The following is a 16,613-nucleotide window of genomic DNA, read 5'->3' as shown; positions in this document are numbered from 1 at the left end:
GATCCCCTCACATCCGGAAGACGCCGAAGCCACCGCGCACGCCCTCGTAGGGCGCGGTGTGGACGGCTGACAGGCACAGGCCGAGGACGGTGCGGGTGTCGCGCGGGTCGATGACGCCGTCGTCGTACAGCCGCCCGGACAGGAACATCGGCAGCGACTCGGACTCGATCTGCTGCTCCACCATGGCGCGCAGCGCCGCGTCGCCCTCCGCGTCGTACGGCTGCCCCTTCGCGGCGGCCGACTGGCGGGCGACGATGGAGAGCACGCCCGCGAGCTGCTGCGGGCCCATGACGGCGGACTTGGCGCTGGGCCAGGCGAACAGGAAGCGCGGGTCGTAGGCCCTGCCGCACATGCCGTAGTGGCCGGCGCCGTAGGAGGCGCCGATGAGGACCGACAGGTGGGGGACCTTCGAGTTGCTCACCGCGTTGATCATCATCGCGCCGTGCTTGATGATGCCGCCCTGCTCGTACTCCTTGCCGACCATGTAGCCGGTGGTGTTGTGCAGGAACACCAGCGGGATGTCGCGCTGGTTGGCGAGCTGGATGAACTGGGCGGCCTTCTGCGACTCCTCGCTGAAGAGGACCCCTCGGGCGTTGGCCAGGATGCCGACCGGGTAGCCGTGCAGGGTCGCCCAGCCGGTGGTCAGGCTCGTCCCGTACAGCGGCTTGAACTCGTCGAAGTCGGAGGCGTCGACGATCCGGGCGATCACCTCGCGCGGGTCGAAGGGGGTTTTGAGGTCGCCCGGGACGATGCCCAGCAGCTCCTCCGGGTCGTACTTGGGCGGCTCGGCGGGGCCGGGATCGGGGTACGCCTTGCGATGGCCCAGGCGGGCCACGACCCGCCGGGCCTGCCGGAGCGCGTCCGGTTCGTCGACGGCGAAGTGGTCGGCGAGGCCCGACACGCGCGCGTGCATCTCGGCGCCGCCGAGGGACTCGTCGTCGCTCTCCTCGCCGGTGGCCATCTTCACCAGCGGCGGCCCGCCGAGGAACACCTTGGCGCGTTCCTTGACCATGATCACGTGGTCGGACATGCCGGGGACGTAGGCGCCCCCGGCCGTGGAGTTGCCGAAGACGACGGCGATCGTGGGGATGCCGGCCGCCGACAGCCGGGTCAGGTCGCGGAAGATCGCGCCGCCCGGGATGAAGATCTCCTTCTGGGAGGGCAGGTCGGCGCCCCCGGACTCCACGAGGCTGATGCAGGGCAGCCGGTTGGCGAGCGCGATGTCGTTGGCGCGCAGGGCCTTCTTCAGGCTCCACGGGTTGCTGGCGCCGCCGCGCACGGTCGGGTCGTTGGCGGTGATCAGGCACTCGACGCCCTCGACGACGCCGATGCCGGTGACGAGGGAGCCGCCGACCGCGTACTCGCTCCCCCAGGCCGCCAGCGGCGACAGCTCCAGGAAGGGCGTGTCGGGGTCGAGGAGCAGTTCGATGCGCTCGCGGGCGAGGAGTTTGCCGCGCCCCCGGTGCCGGGCGACGTACTTGTCGCCGCCGCCCGCAAGGGCCTTGGCGTGCTCGGCGTCGAGGTCGGCGAGTTTGGCGAGCATGGCCTCGCGGTTGGCCCGGTGGTCGGGGGCGGTGGGGTCGAGGGCGGAGGCGAGGACGGTCACAGGAGAACCTCCGGGATGTCCACGTGCCGGGCGCGCAGCCATTCGCCGAGCGCCTTGGCCTGCGGGTCGAAACGGGCCTGGGCGGCGACGCCCTCGCCGAGGATGCCCTCGACGACGAAGTTGAGGGCGCGCAGGTTGGGGAGTGTGTGCCGGGTGACGGGCAGGTCGCGGGCCTCGGGGATCAGCTCGCGGAACCGGTCGGCGGTCAGCTCGTGCGCGAGCCACCGCCAGGCGTCGTCCGTCCGCGCCCACACGCCGACGTTGGCGTTCCCGCCCTTGTCGCCGCTGCGGGCCCCGGCGACGAGACCGAGCGGGGCGCTTGTGCGCGGCCCGCGCGGCAGCGGCTCCGGCAGCGGTGGTTCCGGTACGGCGTCGAGTACGGCGGTGTCCTGGGCCGGCGCCACAGGGACCCGGCGTCCGTCGTGGAGGACGGCCACGTGGTCCACGGTGCCCTGGGGGACGTACACGTCCTCGAAGACCCCGTAGGGGGCGCCCTTTCCGGGGGGCGCCGTCACGTGGAAGCCGGGGTAGCTCGCGAGGGCGAGTTCGACGGCGGCCCCGCTCAGCGCCCGCCCGACGGCCCGCTGGTCGGCGTCCCGGACGACGAGCCGCAGCAGGGCGCTCGCCGTCTCCTCGGTGGGGGCGTCCGGGCGGTCGGTGCGGACGAGGTCCCAGCGCACCTCGGCGGGCGGCGACTTGGCGAGCGCGTCCGTCATCTGCTCCCGCACGAGGGCGGCCTTCTCCTCGATGTCGAGGCCGGTGAGCACGAAGGTGACCTCGCCCCGGAAGCCGCCGAGCCGGTTGCGGCCGACCTTGAGCGTGGGCGGCGGGGCCTCGCCGCGCACGCCGTCGATCCGCACGCGGTCGGGTCCGTCCTGCGTGAGCCGTACGGTGTCCAGCCGGGCGGTGACGTCCGGCCCCGCGTACCGGGCGCCGGCCGTCTCGTACAGCAGCTGGGCCGTCACCGTGCCGGTGTCGACGAGGCCGCCGGTGCCGTCGTGCTTGGTGATGACGCAGGTGCCGTCGGCGTGCAGTTCGGCGAGGGGGAAGCCGGGCCGCCGCACGTCCCCGTCGCGGAAGAAGGCGTAGTTGCCGCCGGTGGCCTGCGTCCCGCACTCCAGCACGTGTCCGGCGACGACCGCGCCCGCGAGCCGGTCGTACTCCGTCGGCGCCCAGCCGAAGTGCGCGGCGGCGGGCCCGGTGACCAGGGCGGCGTCGGTGACCCGCCCGGTGACCACCACGTCGGCGCCCGCGCGCAGGCACTCCGCGATGCCGAAACCGCCGAGGTAGGCGTGCGCGGCGAGGCTGCCCGGGTGGCCGGCGGTGAGGTCGTCGCCCTCGACGTGCGCGACGCGGACGGGGATGCCGAGCCGGTCGGCGAGCGCGCGTACGGCGTCGGCGAGCCCGGCGGGGTTGAGCCCGCCGGCGTTGCTGACGATCTTCACGCCCCGCTCGTGGGCGAGGCCCAGGCACTCCTCCAGCTGCCGCAGGAACGTGCGGGCGTACCCGGCACCGGGGTCCTTGAGCCGGTCGCGGCCGAGGATGAGCATGGTCAGCTCGGCGAGGTAGTCGCCGGTGAGGACGTCCAGCGGGCCGCCGGTGAGCATCTCGCGCATGGCGTCGAAGCGGTCGCCGTAGAAGCCGGAGGCGTTGCCGATGCGGAGCACGGTCACCGGGCGTCCCCCTTCGGCGGGCGGCCGGTGCCGGGCGGTCCCGCGAACGCCTGGGCGATGTCGAGCCAGCGGTCGGCCTCGGGACCGACGGCGGTGAGGGCGAGGTCGGCGCGGTGGGCGCGCCGGGTGGCGAGGAGGCAGAAGTCGAGGGCGGGGCCGGTGACCCGCTGGGCGGCGTCCTCGGGTCCGTACGCCCACAGGTCACCGTTCGGACCGGTGAGCTCGACGCGGAACTGCTCGGCGGGCGGGGTGAGGCCGTGGGCCGTGAAGGCGTAGTCCCGGGCACGGACCCCGATGCGGGCCACATGCTTCAGACGGTCGGTGGGTGGGCGCATCACACCGATCGTGTCCGCGATGTCCAGGCCGTGGGCCCAGGTCTCCATGAGCCGGGCGGTGGCCATGGAGGCGGCCGCCATGGGCGGTCCGTACCAGGGGAAGCGAGCGCCGGCCGGGGCCTCCCGCAGCGCCTTGTCGAGCGCGGTACGTCCTTCCCGCCAGGCCGTCAGCAGTTCGGCGGGCGGCAGGGCGGCACCCTCCTCCGCACCCTCGTCGACGAAGGTGCCGGGCGCGGTCAGGGCCTTCTCGACCAGGGCACGGAACCCGTCCTCGTCGGTGACGGCCAGGAGGGCCGACCGGTCCGTCCAGGCCAGGTGCGCGATCTGGTGGGCGATGGTCCAGCGCGGGGCGGGGGTGGCGAGCGCCCACTGCTCGGGGCTCAGCCGGGCGACCAGCGCGTCGAGTTCCTCGCTCTCCTCGCGCAGGTCGTCGAACACGGGCGTCGGGTCGGACACGGAGCGCTCCCCTCGGGCACGGCGGCGTGCGGCGCGGTGTGGTGAGGAGCATGGCAGCAGGCCCAGAAACAATCAAGCATGCTTGCATGAATTGATCCGGGGCGGGGCCGGGGCCCGGCCCGGGCGGTGGAAGGTGCTACTGGCCGTCGGCCCCCGGCCCCGGCAGCGCTCGCTCGGCCCTCTTGCCCCGCCCCACCTGGGTCCGCACCGCCCCCATGCTGGCCGCGATGACCAGGGCGATGGCGGCGGACTGGCCGGCGGACAGGGCCTGGTCGAGGATGAGGAAGCCGGCCGCCGCGGCGAGGGCGGGCTCCAGGCTCATGAGGATGGCGAAGGTGGGCGCGGGCAGGCGGCGCAGGGCGAGCAGTTCGAGGGTGTACGGCAGGACGGAGGAGAGCAGGGCCACCCCGGCACCCAGCGCGAGCGTCACCGGGTCGACCAGCCTGGCCCCCGACTCGGCGATGCCCAGAGGCAGGAACAGCACGGCCCCGACCGCCATGGCGAGGGCCAGTCCGTCCGCCTGCGGGAAGCGGCGGCCCGTACGGGCGCTGAAGACGATGTACGCGGCCCACATGGCCCCCGCTCCCAGCGCGAAGGCGGCACCGGCCGGGTCGAGGCCGTCGAAGCCGCCGCCACCGAGGAGGAAGACACCGGCCAGGGCGAGCGCGGCCCAGATGAGGTTGACCGCGCGGCGGGAGGCGAGGACGGAGAGGGCGAGCGGGCCGAGCACCTCCAGGGTGACGGCGGGGCCGAGGGGGATGCGGTCGACGGCCTGGTAGAAGAGGCCGTTCATGCCGGCCATGGCGATGCCGAAGACGACGACCGTGCCCCAGTCGGCGCGGGAGTGGCCGCGCAGCCGGGGACGGCAGACCAGCAGCAGGACGACCGCGGCCACCACCAGCCGCAGGGTCACGACCCCGAGCGCCCCGGCCCGGGGCATCAGACTGACCGCCAGCGCGGCACCGAACTGCACGGAGACGCCGCCGGCGAGTACCAGGCCGACCGGTCCGAGGGAGCCCCATCGGCCGGGGGTGCCGCCCGGCGCCGGCGTGCCGCCGGTGGCGTGCGGAGCCGCGGGGGCGGCCGGGGTCGGCGTGCCGGGGGTGGCGCTGGGGGTGCTCACGGGTGCTCCGGGGACGGTCTGCGATTCGGTGTCGTTCACCGTGCTGTACGGCACAGTCCAGGGTAGTGGACTCGGTCAGGCGTGTAGCCCTGCCATGCAACTGTCGTCGGCGGGGAGCGCGCCTGTCAACGGATATCCACCGGACGGACGGGCTCGCCGGACGGGACGCCTCGCGGGCGGGATAGCGTCCGCAGCGACGAGACGACCGGCCCGACTCCCCGCACCCACCCGGAGGCCCCGTGAGACGACTCCTCGCCCGCGTCTGGCGCATGCTGCGCCCGGTGCAGAGCCGCATCATGTGGTGTCTGAACGCCAAGTTCGTCGTCGGCGTGACCGGCGTCGTGCGCGACGACGAGGGGCGGGTGCTGATGCTCCGGCACCGGATGTGGCCGCCGGGCCGCCAGTGGGGCCTGCCGAGCGGCTTCGCGCGCAAGGGCGAGGACTTCCGGGCGACGGTGGTGCGCGAGGTCAAGGAGGAGACCGGCCTCGACGTGGAGGTGGGCCGCCTGGTGATGCTGAACAGCGGCTTCCGTACCCGCATGGAGGTGGCGTACGAGGCCCGTCTGCTCGGCGGCGAACTGCGCCTCGACCCGTTCGAGATCCTGGAGGCCCGCTGGTGCGCCCCGGACGACCTGCCCGAGGGCGCCCAGCCGGTGTGCGGTCCGCTGGTGCGGGGCGAGACGGTCCCCTGAGTCCCCCGAGTCCCCTGAGTCCCCTGAGTCCCCCGAGTCCCCTGAGTCCCCTGAGTCCCGTGAGTCCCCTGAGTCCCCTGAGTCCCCTGAGTCTTCTGAAGGCGTACCGCTTCGTACGGCGCTAGCGGGCGATCCCCCCGCCGCCCATGAGCAGGTCCAGCCCCTCGCTGTCGTCGAAGGTGTCCCCGTGCAGCCGGGTGACGCCCCCGGTGGACGGTCCGTCGGCCGTGCCGGGCAGCAGCCAGGCGACGCTGTCGATCGTGTCGCTGCCCGGCGCGGTCACCACCAGCTCGGCCCGGTGGTCGCCGTCCAGGTCGGTGAGGCCCACCGAACTGCCGAAGCCGGCCCGCCCGCCCGGGTCGGCGCCGAGGTCGCTCCCGTCGAGCACCCGGGCCCCTTCACCGGTGAGGCCGTCCGGCCCGCCCGGCAGGAACAGCACCTGCTCCGGGCCCGGCTCCGCGTACGGGGCCCGCCGGGAAGCTCCGGCCACCACGTCCGCGTATCCGTCGCCGTTCACGTCCCCGGTGTCCAGGGAGCCGAGGACGGCGTTCTCGTCCTGGGGTTCCTCACCGGGCACACCCGGCGTGTCGCGGTCGATCGTCGTCCTCCGCTTCCCCGGCCCGGACTCCGACCCGTACACCACCGTCACCCCGCTGCGGCTCGCGTCGCCGCCCCGGGGGCTGAGGACCAGGTCGCCGTATCCGTCGCTGTCCACGTCACCGACGGCCGCCGTCGCCGCGCCGGGGAGGTCGACGCCGTCCGGCTGGGTGAGGCCGTCCGGGCCGCCCCGGAAGTAGCCGACCGGCCAGCGCTTCTCGGACCACGGCGCACCGGAGGGCCCGCCGTAGTGGAAGGTCACCAGGTCGTCGGCGCCGTCGCCGTCCAGGTCCCCGGCGACGAGGTCACGGAAAGTCGCGGACTCGACACCCCCCTCGGGCTCGCGCGGGGCGGGGACCCGCCCCGTCCCCGCCGGGGTGCCGTCCCGTTCGAAGGGACCCTTGAGCAGCCCTCTGCCGGAACCGAGCCCGAAGACGAGGTCGGCGTGCCCGTCCCCGTCGAAGTCACCGGCTGCGAGCTGCTCCTCCAGGATCGGGTCGTTGTCCCACGCGACGTGGCTGCCGTCCGTCCCCGGTACCCGATTGGCACGCGACAGCCCGTCCGGGGAACCCCACATGACGACGACGCCCGGTCTCCAGTCGAAGACGGCGGTGGCGAGGTCGGTGTACCCGTCCTCGTCGAGGTCACGGGCCACCACATCGGTCCCGAAGAACGCCTCGTGGCGGTTCCTCCCGGGTATCCCGGGGTCGTCCTGCGTGAGGTACTGGCAGCGGCCGAGGCCCGTGCCGTCCCCCGCCCCGTACGCCACCTCGATGCTGCCGCCGCCATACCCGCCCTTCACGTCCCCCTGCGAGCCGAAGGCCAGGTCGGGGTGGCCGTCCCCGTCGAAGTCGGCGGCGGGTGCGGCACCGGCCGGGGCGGGCCGGGCCACGGGCGCGGTGCCATGGGCGGTGGTGCGGCACGCGTGCGGTGCGGTGATGCCGGGAGCCTTGTCGTCCGACACGAGGACGGACCCGGCCACGACGGCCAGCGCCGCCGCCCCGCACCCGGTCACCCACCGCCTCTTGCCGGCGCGCGTCCGCCCCCGCGCCCCGCTCCGCCCGTCGCCCGAACCACGCATACGATCAAGAACGCCCCGGCGACGCACCACGGTTCCCCTCCCCCGCCCCCGGCTCACGCCGGTCGGCGCCCGATGGCCAGCAGGTGCGAACCGGCCGCCAGCAGCTCCGGGTGGGACTCGGCCATGCGGGCGGCGGCGAGCACCGAATCGAACAGGTCCGAGTCACGGAACGACTGACCGGTGTTCCGCTCCGCCGCCGCCAGCAAGGACCACGCGGGGCCTTCGATCCCGAACACGTCCGCACCCTCGAAGCCCGCCGCCACCACCTCGTCGCGCAACTGCGCCCCGCTGTGGAAGTACGCCGAGGTGAACGCCTTCTTCCCGTCGTGGACCTGGGTGGTGAGGATGGTGCCGATGCTCTCCCGCAGCGGGTCCTTGTGCAGATGCGCGTACGCGGCATGCTCGAACAGCGACGCGTACCGGTTGATACCGGCCACCGCCAGCAGATGCCGCGCGGAAACACTCCGTTTCCGGAGCCGCACGCACCATGCCACGACTGCCAACACGGAGTCAGGACCCCTGCGACGGGTGGAGCCGTCCGGGGGGGGTGGCCACCAGCTGAGCCCTGATCGGAGCTGTTGACATGACCGAGCTAATCGGCCGCATCGTCACGTGGGTGAGCCTGCTGTTCGACCCTCGAGGCCCGCGTCTGCGTCACCCGGCCTCACCTCCGGCACCACAACGACTGGCCGCACCCGACGTCCTCCCCCTCCCCTCCCACCGCAGCCCCTACGGCCTGCCCTCCGTCCTCGACGGTGCCGAGACGGTGTCCGTGCGCCCGTACGTCGTCGCGTGCCGGCCGTACGGGAGGGAGGCGGCGTGAAGGAGCCGCGGCTGCTGCCCTGGGCCGGTGACGAGGGCAAGCCGTGCTACCTGGTCACCGATGACGACGGTGGCCCCGTGTCGCGGCTGGCCGACATCGCCGAGGCCACTCAGCTCGCCATGGGCACGGAGCTGATCACCCACGCCCGGAATATTCTTCCCGACGCCTCACACTACGAACTCCACTACCTCGCGGAGCGATTGACCGAGGCTCTCGGCGACGCGCTGCGCGTCGCCGAGAGCCGGGGACGGAGACTGCGCGGGCTCAACTGAGCGGGTGGATGACACTCAGGACGGTTTTGTCACCCGTTCTCATCACGACCGCCCAGCCCCTCCGCCAGCACCTCCGCCAGATGACGCCCCCGTACCCCCGCGAGCTGTGCCAGTTGCGTACGGCAGGAGAAGCCGTCCGCCAGGACCACCGCTCCCTCCGGTGCCTCGCGCACCGCCGGCAGCAGCTGGTCCTCCGCGCAGGCCGCCGACACCTCGTAGTGGCCCTTCTCGAAGCCGAAGTTGCCGGCGAGTCCGCAGCAGCCGCCGCTCAGCTCGCCGGTGAGGCCGGCGGCCTCGCGCAGGCGGCGGTCGGCCGTGTCGCCGAGGACCGCGTGCTGGTGGCAGTGGGTCTGGCCGGTGACCGGGCGGTCGATGGCCGGCGGGGTCCAGTCGGGGGCATGGCGCTCCAGCGTCTCCGCGAAGGTGAGGACGCGGGCGGCGAGCCGGGCCGCGCGGGGATCGTCGTGCAGCAGCTCCGGCAGGTCGGTGCGCAGGGCCGCGGCGCAGCTCGGCTCCAGGACGACGACCGGGGCGCCGGACTCCAGCACCGGGGCCATGAGGTCGAGCGTGCGGCGCATCACCGCGCGCGCCCGGTCGAGCTGGCCCGTGGAGACGTACGTCAGCCCGCAGCACACCCGGCCACGACGGGCCGTCAGCAGGGCGGCCGCCGTGCGCGACCTGCCGTCGCCGATCCGGCCGCGCGGTGTCCGCAGCGTCGGCGGCAGGGCCACGCGCAGCCCCGCCGCCTCCAGGACCCGTACGGCCGCCCGGCCCACGGACGGCGACAGGTGCTCGGTGAAGGTGTCGGGCCACAGGACGACCAGCTCCCCCGCGCCTTCCGTGCGAGCCCGTTTCCGCCACCACCGGCTGAACGTCTCCCCCGCCAGTCGCGGCACCGCCCGCTCCCCCGCGATCCCGCCCAGCCGCTTGGCCACCGCCGCCACCGGCCCCACGGACGCCAGCGCGTTGACGACCGGTGCCGTCCCCGTGCGGGCCGCCCAGCGCAGCCACACCGGCAGCCACCCCATGCTGTAGTGGGCGGCGGGGCGGCGGCGGCCGGCGTAGTGGTGGTGCAGGAACTCGGCCTTGTAGGTGGCCATGTCGACCTCGACCGGGCAGTCCGAGCGGCAGCCCTTGCAGGACAGGCACAGGTCGAGGGCGTCGCGGACCTCCGTCGACCGCCAGCCCTCGGTCACCAGCTCTCCGGCGAGCATCTCGTGCAGCAGCCGGGCACGCCCGCGCGTGGAGTGCTCCTCCTGCCCCGTCACCCGGAAGGACGGGCACATGACGGACGGGCCCGCCGCCGACGCCGTACGGCACTTGGCGACGCCCACGCAGCGCCGTACGGCCGCCGAGAAGTCACCGCCGTCGGACGGGTAGCCGAAGGCGACGTCCACCGGGCGGCGCGGCAGGACGGAGAAGCGGAGGTTCGCGTCGAGCGGCGCCGGGCGCACCAGCATGCCGGGGTTGAGCAGGTCGTCCGGGTCCCAGACCGCCTTGGCCTTCTCGAACAGGGCCACCGTCTCCGGGCCGTACATCCTCGGCAGCAGCTCCGCCCGCGCCTGTCCGTCGCCGTGCTCCCCCGACAGCGAGCCGCCGTGTGCGACGACCAGTTCGGCGAGTTCCTCGGAGAAGCGGCGGAAGCGGGCGATCCCCGCCTCGGTCAGCAGGTCGAAGTCGATGCGGACGTGGATGCAGCCGTCACCGAAGTGCCCGTACGGCGTGCCGCGCAGGCCATGGGCGGTGAGCAGGCCACGGAAGTCCCGCAGGTAGGCGCCTAGCCGCGCGGGTGGCACCGCGCAGTCCTCCCACCCGGGCCACGCCTCGGAGCCGTCCGGCATCCGCGTCGCCGTGCCGCTCGCGTCCTCCCGGATCCGCCACAGCGCCCGCTGCCCCGCCGGGTCGGTCACCACCCGGGCGTCGACGACGTCGGCGGCCCGCACGACCGCCTCGGCACGCGCGCGTGCCTCCGCCTCCGTCCGCCCGCCGGTCTCCACGAACAGCCAGGCCCCGCCGCGGGGCAGCCCGGCCGGTTCCGGCACCAGGTCCGCCGCCATGCCCTCCACCGTCAGCGGCCCGAGCGGCAGCAGCCCGGCCGCCGCCTCCGCCGCCGCGCCCTCGTCGGCGTAGGCCAGCACCGCGAGCGCACGCGCGGGCGGCGCCTCGACGAGCCGGACGACGGCCTCGGTCAGCACGCCGAGGGTGCCCTCCGAACCGCAGAAGGACCGGGCCACGTCCGCGCCGTTCTCGGGCAGCAGCGCGTCCAGTGCGTATCCGGAGATGCGGCGGGGCAGTTCGGGGAAGCCGGTGCGCAGTCGCGCGAGTTCGCCCTCCGCCAGCTCCCGCAGACCCTGCGGCGCCCCGGTCCAGCCCTGCCCGAGCCGGAGCCGCCGCCCGCGCGCGGTGAGCACCGTCAGCTCCCGCACGCTGTCCGCCGTCGTGCCCCAGGCCACCGAGTGCGACCCGCAGGAGTTGTTGCCGATCATCCCGCCGAGCGTGCACCGGCTGTGCGTGGAGGGATCGGGCCCGAAGCGCAGGCCGTGCGGGGCGGCCGCCTCCTGGAGGCGGTCCAGGACCAGTCCCGGCTGGACGACGGCCGTGCGCTCCCGCGGGTCCAGGTCCAGCAGCCGGTTCATGTGCCGGGTGAAGTCCAGCACCACGCCCGTCCCCGTCGCCTGCCCGGCGATCGAGGTGCCCCCGCCGCGCGGCACGACCGGTACCCCGTGCCCCCGGCACACCTCCAGCGCGGCCGCCACGTCGTCGGCGTCGCGCGGTGCCACGACACCGAGCGGCACCCGCCGGTAGTTGGACGCGTCCATCGTCGTCAACGCCCGGGAGGTGACGTCGAACCCGACCTCGCCCCGGACGACCTCGCGCAGTGCTGCCTCCAGATCGGTCATGCGACCAGGATGCTCTCGTAGCTCCCCACAGGTCCGTTGGGCGGAGATCTCGTCTCATCGAACGGACACGTCGCCGTCCGGTTTCACCGAAGAGATACCCTCCGGCTCGTGGCTGAGATCCAGATTCCTGCTGACATCAAGCCCGCGGACGGTCGATTCGGCGCGGGTCCCTCCAAGGTGCGGGTGGAGGCGCTGGACGCCCTGGCCGCCACCGGTACCTCCCTGCTCGGCACCTCCCACCGCCAGGCCCCGGTCAAGAACCTGGTCGGCAAGGTGCGCGAGGGCATCCGCGAGCTGTTCCGGCTCCCCGACGGCTACGAGGTGATCCTCGGCAACGGCGGTTCCACCGCGTTCTGGGACGTCGCGACCCACGGCCTGATCGAGAACAAGTCGCAGCACCTCAGCTTCGGCGAGTTCAGCTCCAAGTTCGCCAAGGCGGCCAAGCTCGCCCCGTGGCTGGCCGAGCCCACGATCATCTCCGCCGACCCGGGCACGCACCCCGAGGCGCAGGCCGAGGCCGGCGTGGACGTCTACGCCTTCACGCACAACGAGACCTCGACCGGCGTCGCCATGCCCGTCAAGCGCGTGGCCGGTGCCGACGAGGGCGCCCTCGTCCTGGTCGACGCGACCTCCGGCGCCGGCGGCCTGCCGGTCGACATCGCCGAGACCGACGTCTACTACTTCGCCCCGCAGAAGTCCTTCGCCTCCGACGGCGGCCTGTGGATCGGCATCTTCTCCCCGGCCGCGATCGAGCGCGCCGAGCGGATCCACGCGAGCGGCCGGCACGTCCCGGAGTTCTTCTCGCTGCCGACGGCGATCGACAACTCCCGCAAGAACCAGACGTACAACACCCCGGCCCTCGCCACGCTGTTCCTCCTCAACGAGCAGCTGGAGTGGATGAACGGCCAGGGCGGCCTGGACTTCACCACCGGCCGCACCGCCGCCTCCGCGCGCACGCTGTACGGCTGGGCGGAGGACGTGAAGTTCGCGAGCCCGTTCGTCACCGACCCGGCCAAGCGCTCGCAGGTCATCGGCACGATCGACTTCACCGACGAGGTCGACGCCGCCGCCGTCGCCAAGGTGCTGCGTGCCAACGGCATCGTCGACACCGAGCCGTACCGCAAGCTGGGCCGCAACCAGCTGCGCGTCGCGATGTTCCCGGCGATCGACCCGGCGGACGTCGAGGCGCTGACCAAGTGCGTCGACTACGTGATCGAGAAGCTCTAGCGGCCGGCCCCGTGTCGGGCCCGTCCGACGGTTCCCGAAGGCGCCCAGCACCACGTGCGGGGCGCCTTCCCCGTCTCTGCCCCGCGGGTTGCCGGTCGCATCGAGCAGGAGGCCCCGGCGGGTCCGCCGGGGCCTCGGTGTGCGTCAGCGGCTGAGCCGCTGGAACCTCCGCACCGCGAGCGGCAGGAAGATCACCGTGAGTACGACGGGCCACACCCCCGCCATCAGCAGCGCGTGCTGCTCGACCCACGAGTCGCCACCGCCGACGGGTGTGCCGAAGAGCTCGCGGGCGGCCGCGGCCGTGGAGGAGATGGGGTTCCAGGCGGCCACCCAGCCCAGCCAGTCGGGCATCAGCTGCGGGGCGACGAAGATGCTGGAGATCATCGTCAGCGGGAACGCCACCGCGAACAGCCCTCCCGCCGCCTCCGGGTTGGGCACGAGCAGTCCGAGCCAGACGCCGATCCAGATCAGCGCGAACCTGAGCCACAGCAGCAGCCCGAACGCGGCCAGGAAGCCCCAGCCCCCGTCCGGCCGCCAGCCCATGGCCAGTGCGGTCAGCATCATGATGCCCAGCTCGGCGCAGGCGACCACGAGATCGGTCACCCCGCGCCCGGCCACCACCGCCGAGGAGGCCATCGGCATGGAGCGGAACCGGTCGATGACGCCCTTGGTGGAGTCGTAGACGACGACGGTCGCGGTGTTGATGAAGCCGAACGCCATCGTCATCACGAACATCCCCGGCATCAGGAAGTCCTTGTAGTCACCACCGCCGGGCACGGTCATCGCGCTGCCGAAGACGTAGCCGTACAGCAGCACGGAGAGGATCGGGAAGCCCAGCTGCCAGGCGATGTTGACGGGCTGGCGCTGGTAGTGGGTCAGGCCGCGGCGGACGATGTTGCCGCAGTCGGCGAGCAGCCAGTACAGGCGTCCGTGACGGCTCGGCCCGGTCAGGTCGACGGCGCTCATGCGGATGCCTCCTTGCTCTGCGGGACGTCGGTCCGGTGTCCGGTCAGGCGCAGGAACACGTCGTCGAGGCTCGGCCTGCGCAGCCCGATGTCCTCGACCCGGACCCCCTCGTCCCGCAATGTGCGCGCCACCTCGGTCAGGGCGTTCACCCGGTCGGTGACCGGGGCGTGCACCCGCAGCGCGTCCTCGTCGGTCTCGGGCTCGCCGTCGGACACCCGGGCGACGACCTTCACCGCCCGCGGCAATTCGGCGCGCTCGGCGACCACGACCTCGACACGGTCGCCGCCGACCAGGTTCTTCAGTCCGTCCGGGGTGTCGTCGGCGATGGCCCGCCCCTGGTCGATGACGGTGATGCGGGAGGCCAGCTTGTCGGCCTCCTCCAGGTACTGCGTGGTCAGCAGCACCGTCGTGCCGCCCGCCACCAGCGCCCGCACGGACTCCCAGACCTCGCCCCGGCTGCGGGGGTCCAGTCCCGTCGTCGGCTCGTCCAGGAACAGCACCGCCGGGGCGAGGATCATCGAGGCGGCCAGGTCGAGCCGGCGACGCATGCCGCCGCTGTACTTGCCGACGCCCCGGTCGGCGGCGTCGGTCAGGTCGAACTGCTCCAGCAGTTCCACGGCCCGCGCCCGCGCCCGCCTGCCGCCCAGGTGGAACAGCCGGCCGAACATCTCCAGGTTCTGGCGTCCCGTCAGCACCTCGTCCACGGCCGCGTACTGACCGGTGAGACCGATCCGTGCCCGCACCTCGCGCGCCTGCCGGGTCACGTCAAGACCGGCCACCTCGGCGCGCCCCCCGTCCAGCCGGATCAGCGTGGACAGGATGCGCACGGCGGTGGTCTTGCCGGCGCCGTTCGGCCCGAGCAGCCCGTGCACGGTGCCCTCCCGGACGACGAGGTCGAAGCCGTCCAGGGCGCGCTTCTCGCCGTAGCGCTTCTCCAGGGCCTCGGCCCGGACCGCGTAACCGTCGTTCATGGGTCCCCCTTCCGATAACTGGGTACACCGTACCCGATTGCGCGTACGCCGTACCCAGTTTTTCCGCGCGGAACTAGACTGCGCACATGACGAGCGGTACGGAGACCAGCGGCAGCGGCGACATCGCCCGGACCCTCGACCTGCTGTGGGACACCGGCCGGCGGCCCAGCCGCGGCCCCAAACCGGGTCTCACGCTGGACCGGATCGTGGAGGCCGCCGTCGAGGTCGCGGACCGGGACGGGCTCGGCGCGGTCTCGATGCGCCGGATCGCCACGGAACTCGGCACCGGCACGATGTCCCTGTACCGCTACGTCCCCGGCAAGGCCGAACTGCTCGACCTGATGCTGGACCGCGTCCAGCATCCCTCCGACGACGCGGCCGCCCTCGGCGACGGCACCTGGCGCGCCGCCCTGGAGGCCATGGCCCGCGCCACCCTCGCCCTCTACCGCCGCCACCCGTGGCTGCTGGAGGTCAATCAGTCCCGCCCGATCCTCGGCCCGAGGGCGCTCGACGGCATGGAGAAGGTGCTCGCCCGGATCAAGTCCATCGGCCTGTCCGATCCCGAGATGATCTCGGCGATCATCATGATCGACGGGTACGTCGTCGGAGCCGCCCGCACTCAGGTGTACCAGCAGGAGGCCGAGCGCACGTCCGGGCTGACGGACGCGCAGTTCTGGGAGGCCCAGCGGCCGACGCTGGAGAAGGCCATGACCAGCGGGCGCTATCCCTTCCTGGCCTCCCTCTCCGAGGAGACCTTCGGCCCCGGCTTCGACCACTTCGAGTTCGGGCTGCAGCGGATCCTGGACGGACTGGAGGTGCTGGTGGCCGCACGGCGGGCCGCGGGCGGCTCAGCCGCGCCGGAAGAGCCGTCGTAGGCCGAACAGCGCGGCGCCCACGACGAGCAGGCCGAGCGCCCCGACCTTGAGCGTGTCCCCGCCGGATCCGTCACCGTCCGAGCCGTCGGCGTCTCCGCCACCGGACGTCGACGACCCGGACCCGCCGCCCCCGGGCGCGTCCTCGGCCCGCACCGGGCTGTCGGTGCCCTCGCTGCCGAGCAGCAGTTTCTTCCCGTCGGTGGTGTAGGTGGCGGACTCCCCCTGCCCCAGGGGCACGCTGAGCCGCCCCTTCCGCTCGATCCTGCCGCCGTTCCAGTCGTACCAGATCCCGCCGAAGTAGCCGCGGACGGCGAGCCGTTCGCCGTCCGGGGAGAAGGCGGCGTCGGTGGCCCACAGGTCGACGGCGGCGGTGGGCCGGAAGACGTTGGTGCCCGAGGCGGACAGCTTCGCCGGGCCCTCGTACAGGTGCCCGCCGTCCTCCTGCTTGTCGATGACGTAGACCCGCCCGGTCTTCGGGTGCACGACGAGTGACTCGGCGTCGCGCGGCCCGTCCTCGTACTTGACGACGTACTGGGTGGCCCGGACCGTCCGGTCCTTCAGCTCCTTCGGCTCGGGCAGCTCGTAGATCCACACGTACGGCCAGGTGACGCCGTCGTTGTCGCCGATGTCCCCGACGAAGATCCGGTTGTCCGGCCCGATGGAGATCGCCTCGACGTCCCGGGGCGTGCCGACACCGGAGAGGGCGATCCGGGCGACGGTCTCGCCGGTGCCGCCGTCCACGGCGTAGAGGTAGGGCCCGTTGTCCTGGTCGTTGTGCGTCCAGTAGACGCCGGGGTGGAGGCGTGAGGCGGCGAGACCGCTGGACTCGGTGATGCGCGGGTCCCTGATCGTGAACCCGTCGCTCCCGTCGGCGGCGGAGGCGGGCGCGGTGAACGCGCCCACGAGGAGGGCCGGAACGAGCAGGGCGAAGGGTCGGCGCATGCCCCCAAGACTGCCATCCCGCGGGGCGCTTCACGGCGGGTGGCCGGTCTCACATCGCGGTCACCGGGCCGATC

The 16,613-nt window shown here is 73.4% G+C and carries 14 protein-coding genes and 1 pseudogene; 5 read left to right on the top strand and 10 right to left on the bottom strand.

Features of this window, described 5'->3' with window-relative positions:
* Positions 1–7 precede the first annotated feature (7 nt).
* The 4 genes from IE260_RS14855 to IE260_RS14840 all read right to left on the bottom strand — a co-directional run bounded on the left by IE260_RS14855 (position 8) and on the right by IE260_RS14840 (position 5,193).
* A complete protein-coding gene (locus IE260_RS14855; RefSeq protein ID WP_189871850.1) occupies positions 8–1,606 on the bottom strand; it encodes an acyl-CoA carboxylase subunit beta in 1,599 nt (532 codons plus the stop codon).
* Positions 1,603–3,279 carry an acyclic terpene utilization AtuA family protein gene (locus tag IE260_RS14850; RefSeq protein ID WP_189871848.1) on the bottom strand — a complete coding sequence of 559 codons (1,677 nt, stop codon included), beginning with the start codon at positions 3,277–3,279 and terminating at the stop codon, positions 1,603–1,605. The genes IE260_RS14855 and IE260_RS14850 overlap by 4 nt, the downstream gene beginning before the upstream one ends.
* On the bottom strand, positions 3,276–4,070 hold the full coding sequence (locus IE260_RS14845; RefSeq protein WP_189871846.1) for a TIGR03084 family metal-binding protein: 795 nt from the start codon (positions 4,068–4,070) through the stop codon (positions 3,276–3,278). The genes IE260_RS14850 and IE260_RS14845 overlap by 4 nt, the downstream gene beginning before the upstream one ends.
* A gap of 136 nt (positions 4,071–4,206) precedes the next feature.
* Complete coding sequence (locus IE260_RS14840) at positions 4,207–5,193, bottom strand: EamA family transporter (RefSeq protein WP_189871844.1); 987 nt, start codon at positions 5,191–5,193, stop codon at positions 4,207–4,209.
* A 239-nt stretch (positions 5,194–5,432) separates the two neighbouring features.
* Between IE260_RS14840 and IE260_RS14835 the strand changes: the two genes are divergently transcribed.
* The gene (locus tag IE260_RS14835; protein ID WP_189871842.1) at positions 5,433–5,885 is read left to right on the top strand and encodes an NUDIX hydrolase; all 453 of its coding nucleotides are present in this window, start codon (positions 5,433–5,435) and stop codon (positions 5,883–5,885) included.
* Positions 5,886–6,006: 121 nt separating this feature from the next.
* Here the strand turns inward: IE260_RS14835 and IE260_RS14830 are convergent, their stop codons facing one another.
* Both IE260_RS14830 and IE260_RS14825 read right to left on the bottom strand, forming a co-directional pair.
* A complete protein-coding gene (locus tag IE260_RS14830) occupies positions 6,007–7,497 on the bottom strand; it encodes an FG-GAP repeat protein (protein WP_189871840.1) in 1,491 nt (496 codons plus the stop codon).
* 119 nt (positions 7,498–7,616) lie between these two features.
* Positions 7,617–8,009, bottom strand: a pseudogene (locus IE260_RS14825) (SAM-dependent methyltransferase); the annotation flags it as partial.
* A 137-nt stretch (positions 8,010–8,146) separates the two neighbouring features.
* On the opposite strand from IE260_RS14825, the gene IE260_RS14820 reads away from it, so the two are divergent.
* Both IE260_RS14820 and IE260_RS14815 read left to right on the top strand, forming a co-directional pair.
* Entirely contained in the window at positions 8,147–8,386 is a 240-nt protein-coding gene (locus tag IE260_RS14820) for a hypothetical protein (protein WP_189871838.1), read from the top strand.
* Positions 8,383–8,658: a hypothetical protein gene (locus IE260_RS14815; protein ID WP_229880759.1), complete on the top strand. Its 276-nt coding sequence runs from the start codon at positions 8,383–8,385 to the stop codon at positions 8,656–8,658. Before IE260_RS14820 ends, IE260_RS14815 begins: the two co-directional genes overlap by 4 nt.
* Positions 8,659–8,687: 29 nt before the next feature.
* On the opposite strand, the gene IE260_RS14810 is transcribed toward IE260_RS14815, so the two are convergent.
* Positions 8,688–11,558 carry an FAD-binding and (Fe-S)-binding domain-containing protein gene (locus tag IE260_RS14810; protein ID WP_189871834.1) on the bottom strand — a complete coding sequence of 957 codons (2,871 nt, stop codon included), beginning with the start codon at positions 11,556–11,558 and terminating at the stop codon, positions 8,688–8,690.
* A gap of 108 nt (positions 11,559–11,666) precedes the next feature.
* Here IE260_RS14810 and serC point away from each other — a divergent pair, with 108 nt between their 5' ends.
* A complete protein-coding gene (gene serC / locus IE260_RS14805) occupies positions 11,667–12,785 on the top strand; it encodes a phosphoserine transaminase (protein ID WP_189871832.1) in 1,119 nt (372 codons plus the stop codon).
* A 144-nt stretch (positions 12,786–12,929) separates the two neighbouring features.
* Here serC and IE260_RS14800 read toward each other — a convergent pair whose 3' ends face one another.
* Both IE260_RS14800 and IE260_RS14795 read right to left on the bottom strand, forming a co-directional pair.
* Positions 12,930–13,751, bottom strand: coding sequence for an ABC transporter permease (locus IE260_RS14800; RefSeq protein ID WP_189871830.1), 822 nt, complete (start codon positions 13,749–13,751; stop codon positions 12,930–12,932).
* Entirely contained in the window at positions 13,748–14,722 is a 975-nt protein-coding gene (locus tag IE260_RS14795) for an ATP-binding cassette domain-containing protein (protein WP_189871828.1), read from the bottom strand. The genes IE260_RS14800 and IE260_RS14795 overlap by 4 nt, the downstream gene beginning before the upstream one ends.
* 86 nt (positions 14,723–14,808) lie before the next feature.
* Between IE260_RS14795 and IE260_RS14790 the strand changes: the two genes are divergently transcribed.
* Positions 14,809–15,597, top strand: a complete 789-nt coding sequence (locus IE260_RS14790; protein ID WP_189871826.1) for a TetR/AcrR family transcriptional regulator — start codon at positions 14,809–14,811, stop codon at positions 15,595–15,597.
* On the opposite strand, the gene IE260_RS14785 is transcribed toward IE260_RS14790, so the two are convergent.
* Complete coding sequence (locus IE260_RS14785; protein WP_189871824.1) at positions 15,571–16,539, bottom strand: WD40 repeat domain-containing protein; 969 nt, start codon at positions 16,537–16,539, stop codon at positions 15,571–15,573. The genes IE260_RS14790 and IE260_RS14785 overlap by 27 nt on opposite strands.
* Positions 16,540–16,613 lie beyond the last annotated feature (74 nt).

Origin of the sequence: Streptomyces viridiviolaceus (assembly GCF_014650995.1) — a bacterium.
GTDB classification, from domain to species: domain Bacteria; phylum Actinomycetota; class Actinomycetes; order Streptomycetales; family Streptomycetaceae; genus Streptomyces; species Streptomyces viridiviolaceus.
Note: the sequence above shows the minus strand (reverse complement) of the source record. Positions and strands in the feature narration are given on the sequence as shown.